Annotated in this window: 25 protein-coding genes; 10 read left to right on the top strand and 15 right to left on the bottom strand. The window is 71.9% G+C overall.

Going from position 1 to position 26,585, the window contains the following annotated elements; translation table 11 throughout:
• Nucleotides 1-7: 7 nt before the first annotated feature.
• The 5 genes from ACSJDX_RS09720 to ACSJDX_RS09700 form a co-directional block, all read right to left on the bottom strand.
• Nucleotides 8-1,294 (bottom strand): S8 family serine peptidase, encoded by a 1,287-nt coding sequence (locus ACSJDX_RS09720; protein WP_438352484.1) that lies wholly within the window; start codon nucleotides 1,292-1,294, stop codon nucleotides 8-10.
• Entirely contained in the window at nucleotides 1,291-1,806 is a 516-nt protein-coding gene (locus ACSJDX_RS09715) for a DUF501 domain-containing protein (RefSeq protein ID WP_438352483.1), read from the bottom strand. The genes ACSJDX_RS09720 and ACSJDX_RS09715 overlap by 4 nt, the downstream gene beginning before the upstream one ends.
• Nucleotides 1,807-1,856: 50 nt before the next feature.
• Nucleotides 1,857-2,399, bottom strand: a complete 543-nt coding sequence (locus tag ACSJDX_RS09710; protein ID WP_438352482.1) for an FtsB family cell division protein — start codon at nucleotides 2,397-2,399, stop codon at nucleotides 1,857-1,859.
• 36 nt (nucleotides 2,400-2,435) lie between these two features.
• Nucleotides 2,436-3,716 (bottom strand): phosphopyruvate hydratase, encoded by a 1,281-nt coding sequence (gene eno / locus ACSJDX_RS09705; protein ID WP_438352481.1) that lies wholly within the window; start codon nucleotides 3,714-3,716, stop codon nucleotides 2,436-2,438.
• Between the two features lie 98 nt (nucleotides 3,717-3,814).
• A complete protein-coding gene (locus ACSJDX_RS09700; RefSeq protein WP_438352480.1) occupies nucleotides 3,815-4,495 on the bottom strand; it encodes an O-methyltransferase in 681 nt (226 codons plus the stop codon).
• A gap of 96 nt (nucleotides 4,496-4,591) precedes the next feature.
• On the opposite strand from ACSJDX_RS09700, the gene ACSJDX_RS09695 reads away from it, so the two are divergent.
• Nucleotides 4,592-5,062, top strand: a complete 471-nt coding sequence (locus ACSJDX_RS09695) for a PaaI family thioesterase (RefSeq protein ID WP_438352479.1) — start codon at nucleotides 4,592-4,594, stop codon at nucleotides 5,060-5,062.
• Between the two features lie 28 nt (nucleotides 5,063-5,090).
• Complete coding sequence (locus ACSJDX_RS09690) at nucleotides 5,091-6,353, top strand: APC family permease (RefSeq protein WP_438352478.1); 1,263 nt, start codon at nucleotides 5,091-5,093, stop codon at nucleotides 6,351-6,353.
• Here ACSJDX_RS09690 and hisS read toward each other — a convergent pair.
• The 3 genes from hisS to ACSJDX_RS09675 all read right to left on the bottom strand — a co-directional run bounded on the left by hisS (nucleotide 6,337) and on the right by ACSJDX_RS09675 (nucleotide 9,456).
• Complete coding sequence (gene hisS, locus ACSJDX_RS09685) at nucleotides 6,337-7,593, bottom strand: histidine--tRNA ligase (protein ID WP_438354965.1); 1,257 nt, start codon at nucleotides 7,591-7,593, stop codon at nucleotides 6,337-6,339. The two genes, ACSJDX_RS09690 and hisS, sit on opposite strands and share 17 nt — an antisense overlap.
• 73 nt (nucleotides 7,594-7,666) lie before the next feature.
• A complete protein-coding gene (locus ACSJDX_RS09680; RefSeq protein ID WP_438352477.1) occupies nucleotides 7,667-8,308 on the bottom strand; it encodes a MazG family protein in 642 nt (213 codons plus the stop codon).
• A complete protein-coding gene (locus ACSJDX_RS09675; RefSeq protein WP_438352476.1) occupies nucleotides 8,305-9,456 on the bottom strand; it encodes a Na+/H+ antiporter NhaA in 1,152 nt (383 codons plus the stop codon). Before ACSJDX_RS09675 ends, ACSJDX_RS09680 begins: the two co-directional genes overlap by 4 nt.
• 146 nt (nucleotides 9,457-9,602) lie before the next feature.
• On the opposite strand from ACSJDX_RS09675, the gene ACSJDX_RS09670 reads away from it, so the two are divergent.
• From ACSJDX_RS09670 to ACSJDX_RS09660, 3 genes are all read left to right on the top strand, one after another.
• Entirely contained in the window at nucleotides 9,603-12,275 is a 2,673-nt protein-coding gene (locus ACSJDX_RS09670; RefSeq protein WP_438352475.1) for a phosphoenolpyruvate carboxylase, read from the top strand.
• A gap of 77 nt (nucleotides 12,276-12,352) precedes the next feature.
• Nucleotides 12,353-12,544: a hypothetical protein gene (locus ACSJDX_RS09665; protein ID WP_438352474.1), complete on the top strand. Its 192-nt coding sequence runs from the start codon at nucleotides 12,353-12,355 to the stop codon at nucleotides 12,542-12,544.
• Nucleotides 12,545-12,609: 65 nt separating this feature from the next.
• The gene (locus ACSJDX_RS09660) at nucleotides 12,610-12,954 is read left to right on the top strand and encodes a nuclear transport factor 2 family protein (protein WP_438352473.1); all 345 of its coding nucleotides are present in this window, start codon (nucleotides 12,610-12,612) and stop codon (nucleotides 12,952-12,954) included.
• A 63-nt stretch (nucleotides 12,955-13,017) separates the two neighbouring features.
• Here the strand turns inward: ACSJDX_RS09660 and ACSJDX_RS09655 are convergent, their stop codons facing one another.
• Entirely contained in the window at nucleotides 13,018-13,617 is a 600-nt protein-coding gene (locus tag ACSJDX_RS09655; RefSeq protein WP_438352472.1) for a gamma carbonic anhydrase family protein, read from the bottom strand.
• Nucleotides 13,618-13,842: 225 nt separating this feature from the next.
• Between ACSJDX_RS09655 and ACSJDX_RS09650 the strand changes: the two genes are divergently transcribed.
• Nucleotides 13,843-15,333: a DUF222 domain-containing protein gene (locus tag ACSJDX_RS09650; protein WP_438352471.1), complete on the top strand. Its 1,491-nt coding sequence runs from the start codon at nucleotides 13,843-13,845 to the stop codon at nucleotides 15,331-15,333.
• A 97-nt stretch (nucleotides 15,334-15,430) separates the two neighbouring features.
• Nucleotides 15,431-16,030 carry a class I SAM-dependent methyltransferase gene (locus ACSJDX_RS09645; protein WP_438352470.1) on the top strand — a complete coding sequence of 200 codons (600 nt, stop codon included), beginning with the start codon at nucleotides 15,431-15,433 and terminating at the stop codon, nucleotides 16,028-16,030.
• A 39-nt stretch (nucleotides 16,031-16,069) separates the two neighbouring features.
• Here the strand turns inward: ACSJDX_RS09645 and ACSJDX_RS09640 are convergent, their stop codons facing one another.
• Together ACSJDX_RS09640 and mfd are read right to left on the bottom strand one after the other, a co-directional pair.
• Nucleotides 16,070-16,555, bottom strand: a complete 486-nt coding sequence (locus ACSJDX_RS09640) for a hemerythrin domain-containing protein (protein ID WP_438352469.1) — start codon at nucleotides 16,553-16,555, stop codon at nucleotides 16,070-16,072.
• Nucleotides 16,552-20,193, bottom strand: a complete 3,642-nt coding sequence (gene mfd, locus ACSJDX_RS09635; protein WP_438352468.1) for a transcription-repair coupling factor — start codon at nucleotides 20,191-20,193, stop codon at nucleotides 16,552-16,554. Before mfd ends, ACSJDX_RS09640 begins: the two co-directional genes overlap by 4 nt.
• A gap of 49 nt (nucleotides 20,194-20,242) precedes the next feature.
• Here mfd and ACSJDX_RS09630 point away from each other — a divergent pair, with 49 nt between their 5' ends.
• Nucleotides 20,243-20,881, top strand: a complete 639-nt coding sequence (locus ACSJDX_RS09630) for a hypothetical protein (protein ID WP_438352467.1) — start codon at nucleotides 20,243-20,245, stop codon at nucleotides 20,879-20,881.
• A gap of 33 nt (nucleotides 20,882-20,914) precedes the next feature.
• Here the strand turns inward: ACSJDX_RS09630 and pth are convergent, their stop codons facing one another.
• Both pth and ACSJDX_RS09620 read right to left on the bottom strand, forming a co-directional pair.
• Nucleotides 20,915-21,499 carry an aminoacyl-tRNA hydrolase gene (gene pth, locus ACSJDX_RS09625; RefSeq protein WP_438352466.1) on the bottom strand — a complete coding sequence of 195 codons (585 nt, stop codon included), beginning with the start codon at nucleotides 21,497-21,499 and terminating at the stop codon, nucleotides 20,915-20,917.
• 70 nt (nucleotides 21,500-21,569) lie between these two features.
• Entirely contained in the window at nucleotides 21,570-22,223 is a 654-nt protein-coding gene (locus ACSJDX_RS09620; RefSeq protein WP_438352465.1) for a 50S ribosomal protein L25/general stress protein Ctc, read from the bottom strand.
• A 239-nt stretch (nucleotides 22,224-22,462) separates the two neighbouring features.
• Here ACSJDX_RS09620 and ACSJDX_RS09615 point away from each other — a divergent pair, with 239 nt between their 5' ends.
• The gene (locus tag ACSJDX_RS09615; protein ID WP_438352464.1) at nucleotides 22,463-22,588 is read left to right on the top strand and encodes a hypothetical protein; all 126 of its coding nucleotides are present in this window, start codon (nucleotides 22,463-22,465) and stop codon (nucleotides 22,586-22,588) included.
• 129 nt (nucleotides 22,589-22,717) lie between these two features.
• Entirely contained in the window at nucleotides 22,718-24,121 is a 1,404-nt protein-coding gene (gene gndA, locus ACSJDX_RS09610; protein ID WP_438354964.1) for an NADP-dependent phosphogluconate dehydrogenase, read from the top strand.
• Nucleotides 24,122-24,143: 22 nt separating this feature from the next.
• On the opposite strand, the gene ACSJDX_RS09605 is transcribed toward gndA, so the two are convergent.
• Together ACSJDX_RS09605 and ACSJDX_RS09600 are read right to left on the bottom strand one after the other, a co-directional pair.
• Entirely contained in the window at nucleotides 24,144-25,469 is a 1,326-nt protein-coding gene (locus ACSJDX_RS09605) for an FAD-binding oxidoreductase (protein ID WP_438352463.1), read from the bottom strand.
• Between the two features lie 33 nt (nucleotides 25,470-25,502).
• Nucleotides 25,503-26,510, bottom strand: coding sequence for a magnesium and cobalt transport protein CorA (locus ACSJDX_RS09600; protein WP_438352462.1), 1,008 nt, complete (start codon nucleotides 26,508-26,510; stop codon nucleotides 25,503-25,505).
• Nucleotides 26,511-26,585 lie beyond the last annotated feature (75 nt).

The raw sequence follows: 26,585 nt of genomic DNA, 5'->3' as shown, positions 1-26,585 counted from the left end.
CCTTGGATCAACGGCCCGGTGCGCGAGTCGCGCGCGCCGATCGGATGCGTCGGACAGCTGCGGTGACGCCGAGCGCCACCAGTATAGCGCTGAGGGTGACCGCCCCGAGCGGCAGGCTGCCGTAGAGGAGGGTGTCGACGGACGGCAGCAGCGGGCTGGACGGCGGCGTGCGCGCATCGGCCTCCGGAAGCGGTGGGATGTCGACGGCCGTCGCGCTGGGCGTCGGGTTCGGAACGGCGTTCGCCCGGCGATAGAGCCGGATCCATTCGGCGAGGCTCCCCATCGGGTTCTCGGTCACGAGCGGAACCGTCGTCGACGTGGCCGCGACCGCCGCGGCGGCGTCGACGATGCCGTAGCCGTAGAGCAGCGGATCGGGCCGGGCGGGAGGCTTGGCGGTGCGGATGATGCGGTTGATCACGTTGTTCGCGTCCAGCTCGGGGTGCGCGGCGCGCACCAGCGCCGCGACACCGGCGACGATGGGCGCCGCACCGCTCGTTCCGCTCCACTGCACGAGCGTGCCGTCAGCAGAGACGCCCAGCAGCTTCTCGCTGGGCGCCGAGACCCCGAGGGTGATGCCCTGGGTGGACGCCTCGACGCTCGCTCTCCCGGCGGCGTCGACGCCCGCGACCGTGAGCACTCCGGGGATCGTCGCGGGAGCCCCCACGCGGGTCGTGCCGCTCCCCCGGTTGCCCGCGGCGACCACGACCACGACATCGTGGTCGAAGGCGTACAGGAAGGCGTCGTCCCAGCTGGTGTCCCAGTCGGGCAGGTTCGTGGTGAGCGAGAGGTTGATGACCTTCGCGCCGTTGTCGACGGCCCAGCGCATGGCCTGGGCGATCTGCTGGGCGAAGGGGACCTTCGCGGAGGTGCCGAACGAGACCGACACCGACAGCAGCTCCGCGTCGGGTGCCACGCCGATCATGCCGGTGGCGGGCCCGGTGCCGCGTCCGGCGGCGAGGGAGGCCACCCAGCTGCCGTGGTTCGCGTCGACCGCGCCGATCGGGGTGCGGCCGTCGGGGGTGCCGGTGCCCGAGACATCCGTACCGCCCACGACGGCCCCGGAGAACTCGACGGGGCCCTTCGCGATGCCGGTGTCGATCACGGCGATGCGCACCCCGGCGCCGCGGGTCGTCCCCCACGCCTGCGCGATGCCGTTGCCGTTCAGCCAGTACTCGGCGGCGCGCACGGGGTCCGGTGCCGCCGCCGGGGCGGGAGCGGCCGGAACGGCCGCGGCGCCGGTGAGCACCGCCGCCGCCAGCACGAGGGCGGTCGCCGCCGCCGGTCGGCGTCTCATCCCGCCGCGCCGGGTTCGGCGCACACGCAGCGCTGCGGCGACCAGGTGGCGCGTTCCAGTGCGAGATCGCCGATGGGGTTGACCCCGGGGCCGGCCGCCAGGGCGTGGCCGGCGAGGGCGTGCAGGCACTTCACCCGGGTCGGCATGCCGCCCGCCGAGATGCCGTCGATCTCGGGCACCTCGCCGAAGCCGGCGCGATCCCGCAGGTAGGCCTCGTGGGCGCGCCGATAGGCCGCCGCAACGTCTTCGTCGTCCAGCGCGGCGGCCAGCTCGGGCATCACGTGCTCGGCCTCGAGCGTCGACATCGCCGCCGTCGCCGCGGGATGCGTCAGGTAGTAGAAGGTCGGGAAGGGAGTGCCGTCGGGCAGTCGCGGAGAGGTGGCGACCACCGTGGGATTGCCGCACACGCAGCGCGCGGCGATGCCGATCACCCCGCGGGCCGGCCGCCCGAGCTGGCTGCGCAGGACCGCGAGATCGGCGTCGGTCACGGGCGCGAAAGGCGGAGTGGTCACCGTGTCAGGGTACCGGGGCATGCGCCGGACCCGCTGATGCGGCGGCGTGCTCAGCCGGCGGGCGTGGAGGCGGTGGGGGCGGGATCGGGGACCCCGACCTGCGGTGTCGCGGTGCGCGCCAGCCCCGATTCGGTCACCGACCGCACGAGCTGGGTCATCCAGTCCGAGCGCGTCTGCTCCACGCCGGCGCTCACGTCGGTCTGCTCCTGCGGGCGCTGCGCGGCGGGCAGATCGTCGACGACCAGGTAGATCACCTCACCGGGCAGCGTGTAGTAGAGCCGCTCGCGCGCCTGTGTGGTGATGTAGGCGGCATCCTTCCACCGGTCCCGCTGCGCCTGCAGGGTCGCCACCTCGTCCTTACCGACCTGCACGGCCTGCTGCAGCGCGGCGATCTGCTGGCGTTGCGCGACGAACGTGCCGACTGTCGGGACGAGCACGAACGCCGCCAGCACCACCAGGCCCAGCATGATGACCATGAACCCCGACAGCCGCACTCCGCCGAGCCAGCCCTGCACGTCGACGCGGCGGGTCGAGGCATCCGTCCGTCGTGTCGGCCGCCGGGAACGGGAAGGGGGAGCCGTCGTCTTGGCCACGGCTCCCCCCTCTCTCGTTCTCGCGCTGTCAGCGCATCAGCCCTTGAAGCGGGGGAACGCCCCGCGACCCGCGAACACTGCGGCGTCGCCGAGCTCCTCCTCGATGCGCAGAAGCTGATTGTATTTCGCGACGCGCTCGCTGCGGGCGGGCGCGCCGGTCTTGATCTGACCCGCGTTCACGGCGACGGCGAGGTCGGCGATCGTGGTGTCCTCGGTCTCGCCGGAGCGGTGCGACAGCATCGAGCGGTAGCCGTTCTGGGTGGCCAGGGCGATCGCGTCGAGGGTCTCGGACAGCGTCCCGATCTGGTTCACCTTGACCAGCAGCGCGTTGGCGGTGCCCAGGTCGATGCCCCGCTGCAGGCGCTCGGGGTTGGTGACGAAGAGGTCGTCGCCGACGAGCTGCACCTTGGTGCCGATCGCGTCGGTGAGCGCCTTCCACGCGTCCCAGTCGTCTTCGGCCAGCGCGTCCTCGATCGTGACGATCGGGTAGTTCGCGACGAGGTCGGCGAAGTAGTCGGTGAGCTTGTCGGCAGACCACGTCTGACCCTCGACGGTGTAGACGCCGTCGGCGAAGAACTCGGTGGCGGCCACGTCGAGTCCGACGGCGATCTCGGTGCCGGGCGTGAAGCCGGCCTTCTCGATCGCCTTCATGAGGAAGTCGAGGCCTTCGCGGTTGCTGGGCAGGTCGGGGGCGAAGCCGCCCTCGTCGCCGAGCGCGGTGTTGAAGCCGGCCGACTTCAGCTCGCCCTTCAGGACGTGGTAGATCTCGGTGCCCCAGCGCAGCGACTCGCTGTAGGTCTCGGCGCCGATCGGCGCGAGGAAGTACTCCTGGAAGTCGATGCCGTTGTCGGCGTGCGATCCGCCGTTGATGACGTTGAACAGCGGGACGGGCAGCACGTGGGCGTTGGGTCCGCCGAGGTAGCGGAACAGCGGCAGGTCGGCGGCGTCGGCCGCGGCCTTCGCGACCGCGAGCGAGACGCCGAGGATGGCGTTCGCGCCGCAGCGCGACTTGTTCTCGGTGCCGTCGGTCTCGATGAGGATCTCGTCGACGATCCGCTGCTCGCTGGCGTCGACGCCCTCGATGGCGGGGCCGAGCTCGTCGATGACGGCGTCGACCGCCTTCAGGACGCCCTTGCCGCCGTACCGGCTCTTGTCGCCGTCGCGCAGTTCGTACGCCTCGAACGCGCCGGTCGATGCGCCGGAGGGCACGGCGGCGCGCTGCACGGTGCCGTCATCCAGCAGCACCTCCACTTCCACGGTCGGGTTTCCGCGCGAGTCGAGGATCTCGCGCGCGCCTACTGCCTCGATGAGTGCCACAGGAATGCTCCTTGCTGGGAGAGAGGTGATGCGGATGGAGCGTCGTCGGTCCGCCCCCGAGTCTAGTGAGAGCGGATGCCGGGCCACAGGCCGACCGGTCACACCACGAGCGCGATCGCGACCCCGTCCCAGCCCTTGCGGTCGAGGGTCTGCAGCGCCGTGGCGTCGAAGCGGGGGTCGCGGGCGAGCAGCTCGAGCCCGCGCTGCACGCCGATGACCTGGGCGCTCTCGGTGGCGGGGTCGGCCACGCCGCCGGAACGGACGACGTTGTCGACCACGACCACCGTGCCCGGTCGGCCCAGTCGCGCGGCCCAGTCGAGGTACACGGTGTTCGACTCCTTGTCGGCGTCGATGAAGACGAGGTCGAACGGCGCACCCCCGTCGAGCTCGGGCAGCACGTCCGCGGCACGTCCGACCCGGACCTCGACCCGATCCCCGACACCCGCTCGCTCGAGGTTCGCGCGGGCGACCTCGGCGTTGCGCGGCTCCGCCTCGATCGTGACGACGTCGCCGCCGTCGGGCAGTGCGCGGGCGAGCCAGATGGTGGAGTAGGCGCCGAGCGTGCCGATCTCGAGTATCCGTCGGGCGCCGCTGATCCGCGCCAGCAGGTTCAGCAGCTTTCCGTTGAGCGGCGCGACCTCGATCGCGGGCAGGTCGGCGGCGTTCTGATCGGCGACGGCCTGCTCGAGCGCGTCGTCGTGGCCGACGAGCGTCTCGGACAGGTATGCGTCGACGCGACGCCACGCGTCCGGAGTGGGTACGGGGGTGGGCTCGCTCATGCGCTCAGTCGACACGGTCGACGGATGCCCCGTCAACCCTTGTACGGCTCGCACAAACGATGTGCGCGGCATCCGTCATCGCGGCACACTCGCTGCATGCGCGTGACACCCCGCCGACTCGCCCGCGGCATGAGCCTGTGGATCCCCAACCTGTTCTCCGGCATCCGCGTCGTGCGATTCGCCGACGACTGGACGCACGCGACGGTGCGGCTGCACGTGAACGTCTTCACGCGCAACTACGTCAAGACCGCGTTCGGCGGGTCGATGTCGGCGATGACCGACCCGTACTTCTTCATGCTCGTGATGCACCAGCTCGGCCGCGACCACGTCGTGTGGGACACCCGCGGGGAGATCGAGTTCGTCAAGCCCGGCCGAGGCGTGCTGACGGCCGAGTTCGAGGTCTCCCGTGAGAAGGCGGAGGAGCTGCGCGAGCGAGCCCGCGGGGGCGCGAAGGTGCTGGAGTGGTTCGAGACCGAGATCACCGACGCGTCGGGCGACGTCGTGGCGCGGGTGCGCCGCGAGGTCTACGTGCGCGAGAAGCGCCGGGTGACCGACGCGACACGGTGACGTCACCGCCGAGGACTAGAGTTCGCCGGTGAGCTCGGCGTCCTCCTCCCCCGCCCTGCAGCGCCGCCTCGGGCTGGGCGACGCGGTCTTCCTCGGCCTGGGCGCCATGATCGGCGCCGGGGTGTTCGCGGTGTGGACGCCGGCGGCGGATGCTGCCGGCTCCGGTCTGCTCATCGGTCTGGTGATCGCGGCGATCGTCGCCTTCGGCAACGCCACCTCGTCGGCGCAGCTGGCGGCCGCCCACCCCACCTCCGGCGGGACGTACGCCTACGGGCGCGCGGAGCTCGGACCGTGGTGGGGCTTCACCGCGGGCTGGGGGTTCGTGATCGGGAAGACGGCGAGCTGCGCGGCCATGGCGCTCACCTTCGCGGCCTACGCCGCGCCGGCAGGGTGGGAGCGGCCGGTCGCGATCGCCGCGGTGGTCGCCCTCACCGCGACCAACCTGTTCGGCATCACGCGCACGGCGCTGCTCACGCGGATCATCGTGGTCGTCGTGCTGATCGTGCTGGCGATCGCCGTGGCGGCGGGGGCGGCCGGCCCGGGGTCGTCGGACTGGCTCACCCCCGCGGCATTGACCGGCGGCGGCCTGTACGGCATCCTCCAGTCCGCCGGGCTGCTGTTCTTCGCGTTCGCCGGCTACGCGCGCATCGCGACGCTGGGCGAGGAGGTGCGCGATCCGCGGCGCACCATCCCCCGCGCGATCGTGGTGGCCTTCGCCGTGGCGCTCGTGGTATACGCGGTCGTCGCGGTGGTCGTGCTCGCGGCGCTCGGTCCGGCGGGGGTCGCCGGATCGACCGAGCCGGTCGCGGCCGCGGCGGTCTCCGGTGCGCCGTGGACCGGGCCGGTCGTGCGGATCGGTGCAGCCGCAGCATCCCTCGGCGCCCTCCTCGCGCTGATCGCCGGAATCGGTCGCACGACCTTCGCGATGGCGCGGGAGGGCGACCTCCCCCGCGGACTCGCCGCCGTGCACCCGCGCTTCCACGTGCCCCACCGCGCCGAAGCGGTGCTCGCGATCGTGGTGATCGTACTGGTCGCCCTCGTCGATCTGCGCGGCGCGATCGGGTTCTCGTCGTTCGGCGTGCTGCTGTACTACCTCGTGGCGAATGTGGCCGCGTTCCGGCAGCACACGGCGGCGCGTCGCTATCCCCGCGTGCTGCAGGTGGTCGGCGCCACGGGGTGCGTCGTGCTCGCCGCGACCCTGCCGTGGCAGAGCGTGGTCGCGGGCATCGCGGTGGTCGCGATCGGAGTCGTCTACCGTCTCGCGAGCCGGCGGTTCACGAGAGCGGCTTGATCTCCAGGTCGGCGCGGGTGGATCCCGCCCCGACCGTCGCGAACGCGGTGAAGCCGTCGAGCGCGGCGCGCTCCAGCAGCGCCTTCAGGTTCTTCGTGCGGCGCTCCAGGCGCACCCGCGTGCCCTCACCGACCAGCTGCGCCTTGAGCGCGAGCAGGTCGGGCAGCGCCACATCGGCGTCGTGCACGAGGACGACGGATGCCGCGGCATCCGCTGCACTCGTCTCGAGCAGGTCGACGATGCGCTCGAAGCCGATCGAGAAGCCGACCGCGGGCACGTCCGTGCCGAGGAAGCGGCCGATCATGCCGTCGTAGCGGCCGCCTCCGCCGAGCGAGTAGTCCACGCTCGGGTGCGCGAGCTCGAAGATGGTGCCGGTGTAGTAGCCCATTCCGCGCACCAGGAACGGGTCGAACACGAGCGGCGGCTCGGCGCCGGGCCGCACCGCCTGGATCGCGTCGCCGATCGCGACGAGGTCGGCGATCACCTCCTCGGGCGCGCCCTCGGGCAGCGCCTTGCGGATCTGCCGCTCGCCGAACGGGTTGTACTCCATCGTCTGCGGGCGGTGCAGGAACGCCTCGAACGCGTCGACGGCCGCGGCGGTCGCGCCACGGTCGCGGAGCTCGGCGACGATGCCGGCGGGACCGATCTTGTCGAGTTTGTCGATGGTGATGAGGACGCCGGGGCGCTCGGAGGCGGCGAACCCGAACACATCGAGCATCGCGTCGAGGGCGCGGCGATCGTTGATGCGGACCGTCGCATCCTCGAGCCCCAGGGCGTCGACGGCGTCCAGGGTCGCCGTGATGAGCTCGGCCTCGGCGCGGGAGGTGGGGTCGCCGATGATGTCGATGTCGCACTGCACGAACTGGCGATAGCGACCCTTCTGCGGGCGCTCGGCGCGCCACACCGGCGCGGCCTGGATCGCCCGGAAGACGGTCGGCAGCTCGCCTCGGTGGCTGGCGTAGAACCGCGCGAGCGGCACGGTGAGGTCGTAGCGCAGTCCGAGGTCGGCCAGAGCCGCCGGGTCGGCGGCGGCAGCGCGGATGGCGCCTTCGTCGAGGCCGCGCTTGAGGACGGTGAAGGCGAGCTTCTCGTTGTCGCCGCCGATCCCGGCGTGGAGGCGGTCGTAGTCCTCCATCACAGGCGTCTCGATCTCGTCGAAGCCGTGCGCGCGGTAGCGGTCGCGGATGACGGCGAGCACGCGCTCGCGGCGGGCCTTGTCGGCGGGGAGGAAGTCGCGCATGCCGCGCGGCGGGTTCACGGATGCCACGCGCCCATTCTCCCAGGTCCGGCGACCCCCGCTTCGAATCGCAGCGCTACTCGGCGGCGCGCACCTCGGCCTGCAGCGCGCGCAGCCGCTCGCGCAGGGCGCGTTCGGCATCCCAGCCGCGGGAGCGTGCGACCGCCACGAGGTCGATCAGCGCGGCACCGAGATCCGCCTCCGAGGCCGGACCCGACTCGCCCTCCTCCGCGAGGGACGGCGCGACGACGCCCACCTGGGCCGCCTTGCCGAGCACCTTCTGCGCGAGGGCGAGCGACGGCATCCGCTCGCTCACCCCGTCGAGCACCGAGCGACGCGTGTGCTTCTCCGCCGCCTTGGCGGCGTTCCAGTGGACGAGCACCTCCTCCGGCGTGGTGGCGACGGCGCCGGCGAACACATGCGGATGCCGGCGCACCATCTTGTCGGTGAGTCCCCGTGCGACGTCGTCGATGTCGAAGGGGTCGTCGGGGTCGCGCGAGGCGATCTCGGCGTGGAACAGCACCTGCCACAGCAGGTCGCCGAGCTCCTCGCGCAGGTCGGCGCGGGTGCCGTCCTCGACCGCATCGATGAGTTCGGCGCTCTCCTCCACGAGGTAGGGGACGAGCGCGCGATGGTCGATCTGCTGCGACCACACGCACCGGTCGCGCACGGCCTTCATCGTGTCGGCGGCGGCGCGGAGGGCGTCGGGCTCGCTCATGGGGTCTCCTCGATCGGGATGCCGCGGGCCGCGCGTGCCCGCATCGACACCGTAACGGCCGCGAGCATGAGCGAGACCAGCGACCCGGCGAGCACGCCGAGCACGGCCTCGTCGCGCAGACCCGCGTCGCCGGCGAACGCGAGGTTCGCCAGCAGCAGCGACACGGTGAATCCGATGCCGCCGAGGGCTCCCGCGGCGATCAGGTCGCCGAACGCGAGTCGGGGATGACCGGGGACGGCCCACAGGCGCTGCGCGAGCCATCCGGCCGCCACGATGCCGACGATCTTGCCGACCGGCAGCGCGAGCAGCACTCCCCAGAACGCGGGCGACAGCTGTGCGGGGCTCACCTCGGGGATCGCCACGAGCGCGGCGGTCAGGGCGAACAGCGGCAGCACGACGGCGTTCACCCACGGCTCGATCGCGTGCCGCACCCGCCCCGCCGGGGCCGGCGCCATGACCAGCCCGAGCGCCACGCCGGCGATCGTCGCATGCACGCCCGAGGCGAGGACGGCCACCCACACACCGAGAGCCAGGAGCACGAGCGCCGCACCGACGAGGCCGTTCCGCGCGCGCATCCGGCTGAGCACCGCGAACGCCGCCACGCCCACGGCGGCGACCGCCAGCATCCCGAGGTTCAGTCCCGTCGCGAACAGCACGGCGATGAACACGATGCCGACGATGTCGTCGAGGATCGCCAGGGCGAGCAGGAAGACGCGCACCGCCGCCGGCAGTCCGCGGCCGAACACGGCGAGCACCCCGAGGGCGAAGGCGATGTCGGTCGCCGTCGGGATCGGCCAGCCGGGGGCGGCGGCGGTGCCGGCCGCGAGGACCAGGTAGAGCACGATCGGTGCGACGACCCCGCCCGCGGCGGCGACCGCCGGGACGAGGGCGCGACGGATGCTGCGCAGCTCCCCGCGCGTCAGCTCGTGGCGCAGCTCGACCGAGACGACGAAGAAGAACACCGCGAGCAGCCCGTCCTGCACCCAGTGCGCGAGTGACAGGTCGAGCACGGTGCCCGGCACACCGAGGTGCAGATGCGACAGGTCGATCGCCGCGGGTCCGAGGGGCGAGTTCGCCAGGACGAGCCCGGCGACGGCGGCCGCGAGGAGCAGGACGGCGGGGAAGCGGGCGGAACGCAGCAGGGACACGGAGTCCTCCTTCGCCGCCGAGGAGGCGGGTCGGAACGGGACGGCGAGCGCCGCCGCCGACCAGACTTCCCGGCACTCCTGTCCCCCATCGTAACGGGGCGCCGCGGTGTCATTCGGCGGTAACACGGCGGCGATAGTTTGGGGGGATGCAAGAACTCACCCAGACCCAGGCGATCGACCTCGTGGGACGTTTCGAGGCCGGCCAGGAGATCCCGGAGCGCATGCGCGCGGACGTCCGGATGCTGGGGGCCCTGCTCGGCCGCGTGCTCCGCGAGAGCGGCTCACCGGGCCTGTTCGACGACGTCGAGCGACTGCGCACCGCGACCATCCAGGCGTACACCGACGAGACCCCGGAGGCGTTCGCGCGGGCCGCGGCCATCGCCGACTCGTTCACGATCGAGCGTGCCGACGAAGTGGCCCGCGCCTTCACCTGCTACTTCCATCTCGTGAACCTCACCGAGGAGCACCAGCGCGTGCGGGTGCTCCGCGAACGCGACGGCCGTCCCGACCGCGAAGACGCGTCGGACTCGGTCGCGGCCGCCTTCATGCGCCTCGCCGCGGAGGTCGGCGACGATACCGCGCTGGCGCGCCTGCGCGCGCTGCGCTTCCACCCGGTCTTCACCGCGCACCCGACCGAGGCGCGCCGTCGCGCGGTGTCCACCAGCATCCGTCGTCTGGCCGACCTGCTCGCCGCGCACGACGCCTCGCTCGACGGCGGCGCCGATCGTCGCCGTGCCGAGCGGCGCATGCTCGAGGAGATCGACACGCTCTGGCGCACCGCGCCGCTGCGCCCCGAGAAGCCGTCGCCCACCGACGAGGTGCGCGCCGTCATGGCGGTCTTCGACGACACGCTGTTCACCGCGATCCCGCACGTGTACCGCCGCGTCGACGATGCGCTGCAGGGACCGGCCGCGGGCGGGCGAGCACCGGTCGTGCAGCCGTTCGTGCGCGTCGGCTCGTGGGTCGGCGGCGACCGGGACGGGAATCCGTTCGTGACGGCATCCGTCACCCGCAAGGCCGCCGCGATCGCCAGCGAGCACGTGCTGCTGGGATTGGAGCGCGCGGCGGTGCGGATCGGGCGCACGCTGACGCTGGATGCCGCCACCACGCCGCCCAGCGACGCGCTGCTGGCTCTCTGGCGGCGGCTGAAGGACGCCGATGAGGACGCGGCGAAGGACATCGCCAAGCGCTCCCCCGACGAACCGCACCGTCGAATCGTTCTGCTGCTCGCGCGCAAGATCGCCGCGACCCGCACCCGCGACGCCGACCTCGCCTACCGGGATCCCGAGGATCTGCTCGCCGACCTGCGCATCGTGCAGGACTCGCTCGCCGCGGCCCGCGCCCCGCGACAGGCGTACGGGCACCTGCAGCAGCTGATCTGGCAGGTCGAGACGTTCGGCTTCCACCTCACCGAGCTCGAGGTGCGCCAGCACTCCGCGGTGCACGCGAAGGTGCTCGCCGAGCTCGACGCTGCCGGGGACGATGCCGTGCGCAGCGAGCTGGCCGAAGAGGTGCTGGAGGTGTTCCGCGCGATCGCGTTCCTGCAGGACCGCTACGGCCCCCGCGCGGCCGGGCGCTACATCGTGTCGTTCACGCAGTCGGCACAGGACCTCGCGAACGTGCACCGGCTGGCCCGGTACGCCGTCGGCGAGCGCGGCACCGTGCCCGTGCTCGAGGTCATCCCCCTGTTCGAGACCTTCGCCGACCTGCGCGCGGCGCCGGGCATCCTCGCCGAGATCGTCGAGCACCCCGCCTTCGCCGAGCGGCTGGAGCAGACCGGGCGTCGCCTGGAGGTCATGCTCGGCTATTCGGACTCGTCCAAGGACGTCGGGCCCGTCGCGGCCAACCTCGCCCTCTACGAGGCGCAGGCCGAGATCGCCGACTGGGCGCAGCGCGAAGGCATCGAGTTGACCCTGTTCCACGGCCGGGGCGGCGCGCTCGGTCGCGGCGGCGGACCCGCGAACTCCGCGGTGCTCGCCCAGCCGCCGCACTCGGTCGACGGCCGGTTCAAGCTCACCGAGCAGGGCGAGGTCATCTTCGCCCGCTACGGCGACCCGGCGATCGCCATGCGCCACATCGACCAGGTCGCGGCCGCCGTGCTGATGGCCTCGGCGCCGTCGAACGAGGAGCGCAACCGCGACGCCGCGGAGCGCTACGCCGACGTCGCGGCGGCGATGGACGAGGCATCCCGCGCCCGGTTCTTCGAGCTCGTGAAGGCCGACGGCTTCGCCGCCTGGTTCGCCCGCGTGACGCCGATGGAGGAGGTCGGGCTGCTCGCGCTCGGCTCGCGCCCGGCCCGCCGCGGACTGTCGGTCGAGTCGCTGGAGGACCTGCGGGCGATCCCGTGGGTGTTCGCGTGGACGCAGGCGCGCATCAACCTCGCCGGCTGGTTCGGGCTGGGCACCGCGCTGGAGCGCGTGGGCGACGAGGAGCGGCTGCGCGTCGCCTACCGCGAGTGGCCGCTGCTGCGCACGCTCATCGACAACGTCGGCATGAGCCTCGCCAAGGCCGACGCCCGTATCGCCCGCCATTATCTCGACCTCGGCGACCGGGACGACCTCGCGGCGCTCGTGATGGACGAGATGACCCTCACCCGCGACTGGGTGGTGCGCATCACCGGCGGCGCGGAGCTGCTCGACAACAAGCCGATCCTGCAGCGCGCGGTGAAGATGCGCAGCCCCTACGTCGACGCCCTCTCGCTGCTGCAGCTGCGCGCGCTGCGGGCGCTGCGCACCGACGAGGTCGCCGATCCCGACCAGCAGCGGTTGCTGCTCCTGTCGGTCAGCGGCGTCGCCGCGGGACTGCAGAACACGGGGTGACGGTTTCGCGGTCGCGGATCTCCGGCTGACGCGCGTCGCTGCGAGCGGTGTCGCGCGGCGGGTCTACCGTGGGCGGCATGGAGCGCGTGATCGACTCCGAGACCAGTCTCATCGAGACCTGCCCCGGCTGCGGATCGGTGGATCTGCGCGCCATCGAACCCGGATGGTTCGCGATCGAACTCGAACGTCGCACCGAGATGCACGACGACGACGACCGATCGGTGCGGGTGGAGTTCGGATGCCGCGACTGCGGCCTGCACTGGACGTGACGACGGCCGTCGTTCCGCCCGCCTCCGATCGGGAGTAGCGTCGCCGCCAGATGAAGGGGGACGCGATGAGCCCGACGGCGCGGGAGATCGCCCAGGCGATCTCGACGCACGACTTCGAGGCCGCGCTGCCGTATCTGGCGGACGACGTGGTGTGGATCATGCCCGGCTCGGAAGGCCTCTCCGGCAGGGAGAACGTCGCGGCAGCATGTCGGGCGACGGCGGCGGGACTGACCGGAGTGGAGGTCGTGCGGGACCGCCTCCTGGTGGTGGACGGCGGCGAGCACGTCGCGATCGACACCCGCACGCGGTATCGCGACGCCGACGGCGAGACGACGGTGGCGTCGTGCGACGTCTACGAGTTCGAGGGTGGGATGCTGGCGCGGCTCACGTCGTACACGGTGGAGGTGTGACGCCGGGCGCGTCGCGGCGCCTGAACCCTTATCGCTGAGCCTGGGACGGGTCGCTGGTCCTGGTCAGCCCGCCGGGTGATCGTCGGCGTGGCGCGCGAGGCTGCGCCCGTAGCGCTCGGTGAGCTGCACCATGAGGTCGGGCGTGTCGCGGTCGAGTCCGAACACGTAGCCGGGGAAGTCCAGCTCCTGCTGCGCGGCCCAGATCTCCTCGTGACGGTCGGGCGACAGCATCCGCACCGGCTCCCCCACCGCCACCCAGGCGATCGGCACGACCGTCCCGGGGGCGAGGTGCGTGCGCAGGTGCACCACGGCGTTGATGCGCACCTCGCAGCGGTCGCCGATGCGCGCCCCGTTGAAGACCCGCGTGCCGGTGGCCAGGAACACCTCGTCGCCGATCGTCGCGCCCGAGATGCTCGCCATCGGTCCGACGAGCGTGTGATCGCCGATATGCACCGAGTCGGCCGCCGTGGCGCGGATGAGCGCGTTCTCCATCACGATCACGTGGGAGCCGAGGGTGATGGTGCCGCCCTCGGCGGTGATGACGGCGCCGTGCAGGACCTGGCAGTCCGGGCCGATCTCGACGTCGCCCGAGATCACGGCGGTCGGCGCGATCACGGCCTCGGGATGGATGCGGGGCGAGGCCCCGAGGTGCTCGAACAGCATCGCTCCTCCTCGGTCTCGTGTCAGCGTACTGCGCGGCGGGGACGGATGCGTCGGAGCATGCGCGACTCGGTGGTGCGGGTGTCACTGCGAAAGGTGTTGTGACACCGACCTTGCATGAATAGAAACTATGTTCTAAACTACTTGTAGAGATCGCGCACGTGCCCACTTCGCGCGATCGGCCTCTCGGCGCCGCCGATGAGGAGATCATCCGTTCGAGGAGCGATCATGGGGCACGCGGCATCCGGGACGGCCGAAGGGGCCGAGCTCGGCGCGATCGTCGACGACATCGTGTCGGTACGGCGCGAGATCGCCGCACGGCAGGCGCTCGAGTCCCGGCTGCTTGCCCAGGCGCTCGACCTCGCCCTCTCCCGCGGCGAGAGCGAGCGCGGCACGGCTTCCCGGCGGCGCTCGACGGCCGACCTGCCGCTGCGTGAGGTGAGCGCCGAGCTCGCGGCGGCGATGCGGCTGAGCGATCGCAGCGTGCAGGGCCGCATGGGCGACGCGACGATGCTGATGACACGATTCCCCACCACCCTCGTGGCGTGGGAGGCAGGACGGATCGACGCAGGGCACGTGTCCGCGATCCTCGACGCGGGCAGCGCCGTCCCCGATGATCAGTGCGCGCGGTTCGAAGCCCTGGCCCTCGCCGCGGCCGCGCATGAGACGCCGGCTCGGCTGCGGGCGATCGCCCGAGCACAGGCCGCGGCGATCGCCCCCGAGCGGGTGGCGGAGCGCACCTCCGCTGCCGTCGGTCGGCGCATGGTGCGTCTCTTCGACCTCGACGAGGGGCTGTCGCGCATCATCGCGGACGTCCCCGCCACGCTCGGACACGCGATGCTCGACCGTCTCACTCAGATGGCGCGCGCGGTGCGCGATGGGGAGGGGATCGTCGGGGGCGAGTGCGCCCCGAACGTCACCGGCGAGAGTGCGGGCGGCGATCGCGGTGAGGGCGGCCGCATCGGCAGCGACAGCGTCGCCAACGGGGGCGGCGCGACCAGCGACGGTGACATCGCAGGTGCACACCATCTTCCGGAGCCCACCGTGTTCATCACCGGACCTGGAGCATGCTCCGACGGTGTCCTCGACCGCGACCCCCGCACGATCGATCAGTTGCGCGCCGACGTGCTCTCCGACCTCGTCCTCGCCGGCACGACGACGGCGCACGGCGACGGACTCGCGGCGATCTCCGCCCACGTGCAGGTCACGGTGCCCGTGCTCACCCTGGCCGGCGTGAGCGACGAGCCCGCGCTGCTCGCCGGCTCCGGCCCCATCGACGCCGAGACGGCTCGGCGGCTCGCCGGAGGGGTTCCCGCATGGGACCGCGTGCTCACGCATCCCTACACGGGCGCGGTGCTCGCGGTCGACCGCTACCGGTGGAACCGCGATCTCGAACGATTCCTCGCCGCGCGAGATGAGCGCTGCCGCTTCCCCGGCTGCCGGCGCACCGCGCGCCGTTCCGACATCGATCACACGGTGGATGCCGCACTCGGCGGCCCCACGCGTCACGACAACCTCGCCCACCTGTGCCGTAGGCATCACACCCTCAAACACGAGACGGCCTGGACGGTCACCCAGGTGGGCGGGGGCATCCTGCACTGGCGGAGCCCCACGGCGCGCCTCTACCCCGACCACCCTCCGGCGACGGTGCGATTCGTCCCCGACCCAGGCGTGGATGCCTCAGTCGAGTTGTCGCGAGGAGATCCTCCGCCCTTCTGACCGGACGTGAGCAGCCCTTCTCGTGCCCGTCGACTCCCCCGCAGGGGCGGTCGCGGCAACACAACGGACGCGCACGCAAGCCGGATAGCCTCGACGTATGTCCCGCACGACGTCCGCCTATTCGGCGCGTGCGAACGACTACATCGCGCTTCTGGGATCGATGGCCGCCGTCCACCCGTCTGATCGCCAGGTGATCGACACCTGGGCTGCCGGACTGAGCGGCCCCGTGCTGGACGCCGGATGCGGACCGGGGCACTGGACGAATCATCTCCAGGAGCTCGGACGTGACGTGCGTGGCATCGACCTCGTGCCGGCCTTCATCGATCACGCGAGGGCGACGTATCCCGGCATCCGCTTCGACCTGCGGAGCATCGACCGCATCGACGCCGACGACGCGTCCTTCGACGGCGTGCTCTCGTGGTTCTCGACCATCCACCACGAGCCGTCCCGCATGCCGGTCCCGCTCGCGGAGTTCGCCCGTGTCCTGCGCCCCGGCGGGCGGCTCGTCCTCGGGTTCTTCGTCGGCCCCGCCGTCGAGCCCTTCGACCATGCGGTCGTGCGCGCCCATCGATGGCCGGTGGGCGTGATGGAGGAGCTGCTCGATGCCGCGGGCTTCGAGGTCATCGAGACCCACGAACGGCACACGCGCACGGAGCGGCCTGTCGGCGCGATCGTCGGAGAGCTCCGCGCGGAGTGACAGCCCCCGACGGGGCTCGCGAAGACAAGCCCGCTCGGCCTACAGCATCCCGAAGACGCGGCCCGGCTCCTCGTCGAGGGCGAGCTCCGCGAGGATGGCGTCCAGCGAGCGCTCCTCGTAGCGGAAGTGGGACTCCATGATCGCCGCGATCCCCTCCAGGTGCCGGGCGAGGTCGTCCGGTGCGGGAGCACCGTCGACGGCGAGCTCGAGGCCGCCCAGCAGGTGGGCGATCATGCCGTGATCCTGACGGAGTGCGCTGATGGTCTGGCTGATCTCGGGATGCTCCGCCTGCAGCACGGGGAAGAGCACATCGTCCTCGCCGCGGTGGTGCGCCGACAGCGCGAGACAGAACCCCCGGCAGTACAGCAGCAGGTCCCTACCGGCGCTCTCCGCGTCGGCGGACGCCGCCTCCCGGGCGACCCGGAGCGCGTCACGCAGGCGCTCATGCGCGGCGCGCAGCTCGCGATCCCACGCGACCAGTCGGTCGCGCTCCCCTGTTCGTCGATCCGCCGCCGGGTCCGTCACGCAGGTGCGACGCCGTTCTCCGTCGTGGCTGCGCCACCCTCGGTCGACTTCGCGTCCTTCTCCGGCCAGAGGGCGTCCAGCAGCTGTCCGACCCAGGCGATGAGCGCAGCATCCGTCACCGCTTCTCCCCCTGCGGTGGGCAGAGGGACCACCAGCGCATCGCCGCTCGCGATGAGCTTGGCCTTCGGGTAGAGCCGCTGCAGGCGCACCCGCATCGAGTCGGGCAGGTGCGCAGGTGCGATGCGCAGGTTGGGACCCATCGCGACGACGTCCGCGAGACCGGCGCGGGCGGCGCGACGGCGCAGGCGCGCCACGGCCAGCAGTCCGTCGACCTCTCGCGGCGGCTCGCCGTAGCGGTCCTGCAGCTCGTCGACGACGAGGTCGATCGCGTCGGATCTGGCGGTGGCGGATGCCGCGGCCGACAGCTTCTGGTACGCCTCGAGGCGCAGCCGCTCGCTGTCGATGTAGCTCTCCGGGATGCGCGCATCGACGGGCAGCTCGAGGCGCAGCTCGGCCGGACCCTCGACGTCATCGCCCCGGAACGTCGCGACGGCCTCGCCGATCATCCGCAGGTACAGGTCGAAACCGACACCGGCGATATGCCCCGCCTGCTCGGCGCCGAGCAGGTTTCCGGCGCCGCGGATCTCGAGGTCCTTCAGGGCGACCTGCATGCCCGAGCCGAGGTCGTTGTTGACGGCGATCGTCTCGAGGCGGTCGGCGGCGGTCTCGGACAGCGGCTTCTGCTCGTCGTACAGGAAGTACGCGTACGCCCGTTCACGCGCGCGGCCGACGCGTCCGCGCAGCTGATGCAGCTGCGACAGACCGTATTTGTCGGCGCGGTCGATGATGATGGTGTTCGCGTTGGCGATGTCGAGACCGGTCTCGATGATGGTCGTCGACACCAGCACGTCGGCGCGCCGCTCCCAGAAGTCGTCGACCACGTTCTCGAGCGCGTGCTCGCCCATCTGCCCGTGCGCGACGGCGATGCGCGCCTCGGGCACCAGCTCGGCGAGCTCGGCCGCGACCCGCTGGATCGACTGCACGCGGTTGTGCACGTAGAAGACCTGACCCTCGCGCAGCAGTTCGCGGCGGATGGCCGCAGCCACCTGCTTGTCGTTGCGCGCCCCGACATAGGTGAGGATCGGATGCCTGTCCTCGGGCGGTGTCGCCAGGGTCGACATCTCGCGGATGCCGGTGACGGCCATCTCGAGGGTGCGCGGGATGGGCGTCGCGCTCATCGCGAGGATGTCGACGTTGGTCTTCAGCTTCTTCAGCTGGTCCTTATGCTCGACGCCGAACCGCTGCTCCTCGTCGATGATCATCAGGCCGAGGTCTTTGAACTGCACCTTCTCGGTGAGGATGCGGTGCGTGCCGATCACCATGTCGACCGTGCCGTCGGTGACGCCCGCGAGCGTCTCGCGCGCCTCCTTGTCGCTCTGGAAGCGCGAGAGCGGCTTGACCTTCACCGGGAAGCCGGCGAACCGCTCGGTGAAGGTCTCGATGTGCTGCTTGACCAGCAGCGTGGTCGGCACGAGCATCGCCACCTGCTTGCCGTCCTGGATGGCCTTGAACGCGGCGCGCACGGCGACCTCGGTCTTGCCGAAGCCGACGTCGCCCGAGAGGAGCCGGTCCATCGGGATCGGCTTCTCCATGTCGGCCTTGATCTCGTCGATCGTCTGCAGCTGATCCAGCGTCTCGGCGAACGGGAACGCCTCTTCCAGCTCGCGCTGCCAGGGCGTGTCGGGCCCGAACGCGTGCCCCTTCGACGCCATCCGCGCCGAGTACAGCTTCACCAGCTCGACGGCTATGTCGCGCACCGCCTTGCGCGCCTTGCCCTTCGCGGCGGACCAGTCGCTGCCGCCCATCTTCGACAGCGCGGGGGCCTCGCCGCCGACGTAGCGCGAGAGCAGGTCGAGCTGATCAGTGGGCACGAACAGCTTGTCGCCGGGGTACCCGCGCTTCGACGGCGCGTACTCGAGCACCAGGTACTCGCGCGTCGTCTTCACGGCGTTGCGCCCGCCCGAGGACACCTCCCGCTGCGACAGCTCCACGAACCTCCCGATGCCGTGCGTGGCGTGGACGACGAAGTCGCCGGGCTTGAGCTGCAGGGGGTCGACGACGTTGCGCCGCCGCGAGGCCAGCTTCTTCACGACGCGGTTGTCTCCGCCGATGGTCCGGCCGTAGAACTCGCTCTCGGTGAGCACGGCGAGCTTGGCGGCCTCGACCTCGAAACCGCGCTCGAGGGATGCCGCCACCACGTGAGCGACCCCCGGCTCGGGCGGCGCCTCGACGGACTCGACCCGCCGCGCCGCGATCCCGCGCTCGGCGAGCACGTCGCGCGCCCGGTCGACCAGCCCGGCACCGGAGGCCGCCACGACGACGCGCCAGCCGTCGGACAGCAGCGCTCCGACGTGCTCCGTCGCCCCCTCGACCGCACCGGAGAAGCTCGGCACGGGCGCGCCGGGTACCCGGATCATCGCGGCCTCCTCGAGGGCGACGTCGATGTCGAGGAGGCCCTCGGCCGAGGCATCCGCCGCTCCCGAATCGAACGCGCTGAGCGTCCACCACACGCCCTTGCGGGCGTGCGCTGCCTCGCGCAGCTGCGGCAGGGTGACGAAATCGCCCGCGCCCAGGTCGACGGGGGTCGCCGCACCGGCCGTCGCCGCGTTCCACGCCGCCTCGAGGAACTCGCGGTTCGTCTCGCCCAGGGTGCGCGCGCGGGTGCGGGCGCGCTCGGGGTCGACCACGGCCACCGCAGACGCGGTCGGCAGGTAGTCCACGAGCGTGACGACCTCGTCGACGAGAGCCGGGGTGAGCGACTCCATCCCCTCCACCGGGATGCCCTCGGCCATCTTCTCGAGCATGCCCGCGATGCCGGGCAGGGAGGTCTTCAGACGCCCGGCGCGGGCGCGCACGGAAGCGGTCAGCAGCAGCTCGCGACTGGCCGCGAGCTCGACGCCCGCCACCTCGCCGGGCAGCGAGCGCTGATCCGCGACCGAGAACGCGCGGATCGCATCGACCTCGTCACCGAAGAACTCGACGCGGTACGGGTGATCGGCGACCGGAGGGAAGACGTCGAGGATGCCGCCGCGCACCGCGAACTCGCCCCGGCGGGAGACCATGTCGACCCGGTGGTAGGCGAGTTCGACCAGGCGCGCGACCACACCGTCGAGCTCGTGCCCGCGCCCGCCGACGGCGAGATCGACCGGCGGCTGGTCGGTGAGACCGCCCGCGAGCGGCTGCAGCGCGGCGCGCACGGAGGCGGTGATCACGAGGGGGGCGGCCCCGTCGTGTGCGGCGACGCGCCGCAGCACCGCGAGCCGCTGCCCCACCGTCTCCGGGCTGGGGCTCAGCCGCTCGTGCGGCAGCGTCTCCCACGCGGGGAAATGCAGCACCTGGGCGCCGGGAAGCACCGCGTGCAGCGCCGGTCCGAGCGACTCGGCGCGCCGGCCCGTGGGCGCCACGATCAGCAGCACACCGCCGGTCGCCGTCGCACGACGGCGCTCGAGGAGGGCGGCCAGCAGCGGGGCGTCGAGTCCTTCGACGAGCGAGAAGTCGGCGTCGACGGATGCCGCGGCCACCGCGTCCCGGAACGATTCAGCCTGCTCGAGGGCGCGCACGATCCCGGGAACTGTCACCGGAAGAGTCTACGGGCGTCGTCGGACACCCGGCTCCTAGGATGGCACCGTGAGCGACCACTCCCCCGTGCCCCCTCCGTCCGGGCAGCCGCAGGCCCCGGCGCCGGGACACGCGCAGCCCGGGTATCCGCCGCCGCACGCCCCGCAGATCCCCCCGCCGCCGCAGTACGGCCGGCCGGTGGCTCCGTACAGCCTGCCTGCAGTGCCGTACGGGCAGCCTCCGGCGTCATCCGGCTCTGCTCCCGGCCCGTTCGCCGCACCGTACACGCCGGTGGGCTACGGATCCTTCCCGCCCGCGGCGACTCCGTCCTCCGCGGGCGGCGCGCTGGGCGTCGTCGCCCTCGTGCTGGCCCTGGTCGCCCTCATCGTGCCGGCGATCGTCGGCTCGATCACCGCCCACGAGGTGGGGGCGAGCGTGGGCGCACAGCTCCCGTATCTGACGAGCGCCGCCTCCGTCGACCTCCGCATCCTCTCCCCCGTGCGGGGCACGGTGCTGATCGGTGAGATCGCCTTCTGGGGCGGCACCGTGCTGGGGCTGTGGGCGCTGATCCAGGGCATCGTGGCCATCGCGCGCCGTCGGGGGCGCGGCGCGGGCATCGCGGCGATCGTCGTCGCTCCTGTCGCGGCGATCGTGTTCGGCGTGGCCGTCACCGTAGGGATCGCGATCGGGGCGGCATCCACCGCCTGATCCGCACCCCTCGCGACGCGGACGCTCGGTCGCTCAGCCGCGGGGCGCGTGGTGGCGCTGCTGCGCCGCGAGCAGTCCGTCGCCGACCAGTTCCTCGACCGCATCGGCGGCGTCGGAGATGAGGATCGGGAGGTTCTGCCGCTCGACGGATCCGAACGGGTCGAGCACCCAGTCGGCTGGGTCCTGACGCCCCACCGGACGACCGATGCCCACACGCACCCGCGGGAACTCGGCCGTGCCCAGGGCCTTCGCGATGTCGCGCACCCCGTTGTGGCCCCCGTGCCCGCCGCCGACCTTGAGCTTGATCGTGTCGAAGGGGATGTCGAGCTCGTCGTGCACCACGATCACCCGCTCGGGCGCCACGCCGTAGTAGTCGGCGAGGGAGGATGCCGGTCCACCGGAGACGTTCATGAACGAGTTCGGCTTGGCGAGCACGAGATTGTCGGCACCCGGCCGGAGCCACGTCTCGGCGACGCGCGCGTTCCCCTTGTGCGCGCGGAACGATTCGCCGCGGCGTCGCGCCAGCTCGTCCACCACCATCTGGCCGATGTTGTGCCGGGTCGCCTCGTACCGCGGTCCGGGGTTGCCCAGACCCACCACGAGCCATGTGTCAGCCATGGCATCCATCCTTCCGGAAACGACGGAGGGGTGCGCGACCGCGCACCCCTCCGTGGGAAAGCTCCGAGACTCAGGCCTCGTCGGCGGCCTCCACGGCCTCCTCGGACTCCTCCGACTGCTCGGCGGCGACCGCCGCGTCGGCTTCGGCGATCTCTGCCTCGGCGGCCAGCGCCGCGGCGGGGACCGAGACCGCGATGATGAGCGTCTCAGCGTCGGCCATCAGCGCCGCACCGCGCGGGAGCGTGAGGTCGGCCGCGGTGATGTGCGTGCCGTCCTCCAGGCCCTCGACGTCGACCTCGATGTTCTCGGGGATGTGCGTGGCCTCGACCTCGAGCGCGATGGTGGTGGAGTCGAGGTTGGCGATGGTGCCGGGGGCGGGCTCGCCGACGACGACGATCGGCACGTCGACCTGGACCTTCTCGCCCTTCTTCACCACGAGCAGGTCGATGTGCTCGATGATCTGGTGCACCGGGTCCTTCTGCACGTCCTTGACGAGGGTGAGCTCGTGCTCGCCCGCGACGTCGAGCTCGAGCACGGCGTTCGCCTTGCGGATGAGCAGCGCGACCTGGTGGCCGGGCAGCGCGACGTGCTTGGGGTCGGAGCCGTGACCGTAGATGACGGCCGGAATCTTCCCCGCGGCGCGGAGGCGGCGGGCGTAGCCCTTGCCGAAGTTCTCACGCAGCTCGGCGTGGACCTTGTTGTCGAGGTTCTTGTTCTCGGCCATGGTGATGCTCCTTGAGAGGTGATCGCGGGCCGGCGGGCCCGGGAGATGTGGGTCTGTGGATTCGACTCGAACGCGAGCGCGTGAGGAAAGCCGGGGAGCCTGCATCACCGCGTCGATCACGGATGCCGCTCGCGCTGTTGCTGCGTGGCGGCGACCCCTCGCCGAAGTTCAGTCCATGAGTCTACCAGGGCGACCGCTACGATGAGGACGCACCCTGTTCCGCACCCGGAGGACACCCCATGATCGACTCGACTCTCGCCTCCGACCTCCTCCTCGGCCTCATCGGGGTGATCGCCCTCGTCGGCGGTGTCGGCACGGTGCTGGCGTTCTGGGGCATGGGCCGCACGTCGTACCGCAAGGACTGATCTCACCGACGCGGTAACCTGGGCGCACACCCGTCTGCGTCCTAGGAGTCCTGCGTGCCCGAGACTGAAACCCCCTCGAACGAGTCCGCCGTCGGCGTCGCGAACATCGGGGTGGTGGGCCTCGCGGTGATGGGGTCCAACCTCGCGCGCAACCTCGCCAGCCGCGAGGGCAACACGGTCGCGATCTTCAACCGCAGCGTCGACAAGACCGAGCATCTGGTGGCCGCGCACCCCGAGGCGGGGTTCGTCCCGACCTCCACCTATGAGGAGTTCGCCGCGTCGCTGCAGAAGCCGCGCGCCGCGATCATCATGGTCAAGGCCGGTGCCGGCACCGACGCGGTGATCGACTCCCTGGTGAAGGTGTTCGAGCCCGGCGACATCATCGTCGACGGGGGCAATGCGCTGTTCACCGACACGATCCGCCGCGAGAAGGCGGTGCGCGAGACCGGCATCAACTTCGTCGGCGCGGGCATCTCCGGCGGCGAGGAGGGCGCCCTCAACGGACCGTCCATCATGCCCGGCGGCTCCGACGAGTCGTGGGTCACCCTCGGACCCATCCTCAAGTCGATCGCGGCGGTCGCCGAGGGCGAGCCGTGCGTGACGCACGTCGGCCACGACGGCGCCGGCCACTTCGTCAAGATGGTGCACAACGGCATCGAGTACGCCGACATGCAGCTCATCGCCGAGGCGTACGACCTCATCCGCCGCGGCACCGGCAAGTCCCCCGCCGAGATCGCCGACGTGTTCGCGGAGTGGAACCGCGGCGAGCTGGAGTCGTACCTCATCGAGATCACGGCGGAGGTGCTCCGTCAGGTGGATGCCGGCACCGGACGGCCGCTCGTCGACGTCATCCTCGACCAGGCCGGCGCCAAGGGCACCGGCGCGTGGACCGTGCAGACCGCGCTGAACCTCGGCGTGCCCGTCTCCGGGATCGCGGAGGCCGTGTTCGCCCGCTCACTTTCGAGCCACCCCGAGCAGCGCGCCGTGTCGGGCGATCTGCCCGGCCCTGCGCAGTCGCTCACCGTCGATGACCCCGACGCCTTCATCGAGGACGTGCGACTGGCGCTGTACGCGTCGAAGATCGTCGCCTATTCGCAGGGCTTCGACGAGATCCGCGCGGGCGCAGCCGAATACGACTGGGCGATCGACCTGGGCGCGGTGTCGAAGATCTGGCGCGGCGGCTGCATCATCCGCGCGCAGTTCCTCAACCGCATCGCCGACGCCTACGCCGAGGCGCCCGAGCTGCCGGTCCTGCTGACCGCGCCGTACTTCGTCGAGGCGCTCGGTCGCGCTCAGGGCTCCTGGCGCCGCATCGTGGCGGCCGCGGCATCCGCCGGTCTTCCGGCTCCCGCCTTCGCCTCCTCGCTGGCCTACTACGACGGCCTGCGCGCCGAGCGCCTGCCCGCCGCCCTCGTACAGGGGCAGCGCGACTTCTTCGGCGCCCACACCTACAAGCGCATCGACAAGGACGGAACCTTCCACACGCAGTGGTCGGGAGACCGCACCGAGATCGAAGCCGTCGACACGCACTGACCGCGCCCTCGACCCGCAGAGGTCAGGCCGGACGCACCGAATGGGATCGGGAGAACATGTTCTCCGGGTCCCATTCGCGTTTCAGGGCCGCCAGCCGCGTCCGCGCGGGCTCGGGGAACATCTTCGGCGCGACGCTCCCGTCGACGGCCTGGGTGAAGTTGCCGTAGACACCGGCCGCGCCGGCCTCGATGCGGTCCCAGGAGGCCTGGATGGCGGGGCGCGACGCATCGTCGACGAGTCCGGGCAGATCGAACGCGCCGGCCATGACGAACCACGTCGCGGCGCGGGCCGGGAACGCCGATGCGTCCGCGGCGACGTCGCCGTATGCCCCGCCCACGGAGCGCAGGAACAGCACGGATGCGGCGTTGCGCTCGCGGAAGGCGGCGACGGCGTCGATCGTGTCGTCGTCGAGCGTGCGCAGCAGCGCGTTGCCGCCGATGAATCCGGGCATCGGCTGCTCGGGGTCGAAGGGCGGTGCGTCGAGCAGGATGTCGCGGTAGCGCCGCACTCCGGCGTCGGTCACGCTCACCCCGTCGAGCGCGAGCAGCGGGGCGAGCGCGGTGCGGGATGCCGCCTCGTCATCGCCCGCCCACAGCGCCGTGATCGTCGCTCCCGCCGGCGCGCTCGGATCCATCGCGGGAACGTCCATGTAGGTGACCGTGAGCTCCTGCGGCGCGTCGGCGAGCAGATCACGCAGCGCCGCGAGGATGGGACGGGCGTCGCCGGACAGGCCGAGGGTGGTGAACACCACGCCGGGCAGCGCGTGCGCGCGGAAGTCGAACCGCGTCACGACGCCCAGGGTCGAGCCCGCACCGCGCAGCCCCCACCACAGCTCCGGGTACGACGCGGCATCCACCTCCAGGACCTCGCCCGCCGCCGTGACCAGCCGCGCACCCACGAGCTGGTCGCACGCGAGGCCCCATGCCCGCACCATCCAGCCGATGCCGCCGCCGAGCGTGAGTCCGCCGACGCCGACGGAGGCGGTGTCTCCCGAGCTGAGGCCGAGGCCGTGCGCACCGAGGATCTCGGCGACCGCGCCCCACGTCGCCCCGCCGCCGATGCGCACGAGGTCGCCCTCGACCGAGACGTCGTCGAGGCGGGCGAGGTCGATCAGCAGACCGCCCGGCACCGTGCCCCACGCGCTGTGCCCGCCGCCGCGCACGGCGATATCCAGTCCCTGCGCCTCGGCATGGCGCACCGCCGCGACCACGTCGTGCTCGCACGCCGCCTGCACGATCGCGTCGGGGACGCCGATGCCGGAATGGAACAGGCGCGCCGCATCCCAGCCGGCGTCTGCCGCGGTCAGGTAGGGGCCGTCGAGAGGGCCGAGGGTCGCGGGGGTGGTCATGCCCGTCACGGTAGCGGCGGCATCCGACGTCCGCTACAGCCACCCGCGCCGACGGAACACGGCGAACAGCGTCAGGCTGCTGGCGAGCATGAGCCCGAGGGCCATCGGGTAGCCGAACTCCCAGCTCAGCTCGGGCATGACGTGGAAGTTCATGCCGTAGATGCCGCCCACCAGTGTCGGCGCGAACAGGATGGCCGCCCAGCCCGACACCTTCTTCACCTGGTCGTTCTGGTCGAGTCCGAACTCGGTCATGCGCCGCATCTCCTCGTTCTGCGTCTGCGCGACCACGGCGCTGTTGACCGTGAGCGCGTTGTCGAGGATGGCGCGGAACGCGTCGGCGCGCTCCGCGGCGTTCACCGCATGGTCGAGCACGTCGCGCAGCCCGCGTCGCAGCTCGAGGTCGAGACCCTCGTCGTCGCGCAGCGTCTCGATCATCGGGACGAGCGGCTTCACCGCCCGCTGGAACTCCATGACCTCGCGGGCGAGACCGAAGATGCGCCGTGAGACGTCGGGATCGCCGTTGAAGAGCTGGTCCTCGATCTCGTCGATGTCGTTCTCGAGGCCCGCGATGACGGGGGCGTACTCGTCCACCACCTCGTCGAGGATCGCGTAGAGGATCGACAGCGGGCCCAGCCGCAGCAGGTCGGGCTGGGACTCCATCCGGCGGCGCACCCGGGCGAGGTCGGGCGACTCGGCATGGCGGACGGTGACGACGAAGTCGGGGCCGACGAAGATGTGCACCTCGCCGAACTCGACCTCCTCCTCCGCGTCGAGGTACCGAGCCGGACGCAGCACCACGAAGCGGGCGTCGCCGTAGCGCTCGAGCTTCGCGCGCTGATGGCCGAGCAGGGCGTCCTCCACCGCGAGGGGGTGCAGCCCGAACTCGTCCGCGATCTCGCGGACCTCCTCGACGGACGGGCGGTACAGGCCGATCCAGGCGACGCCGTCGCGCTCGCGCATCGCCTCGAACGTCGCCGTCAGCGACGCGGGAGAGGGTGTGCGGCGTCCGTCCACGTACACCGCGAGATCGACCAGGGGCATGAGGGCACCGCCTTCCGCAGGACGCCGGACCGCGGCATCCGCGCTCACTATAGACGAGCGGGATGCCGCGCCGGA

Origin of the sequence: Microbacterium fluminis (assembly GCF_051549805.1) — a bacterium.
GTDB lineage: Bacteria > Actinomycetota > Actinomycetes > Actinomycetales > Microbacteriaceae > Microbacterium.
The sequence above is the reverse complement of the archived record's forward strand: the minus strand, read 5'-3'. Positions and strand labels throughout refer to the sequence as shown.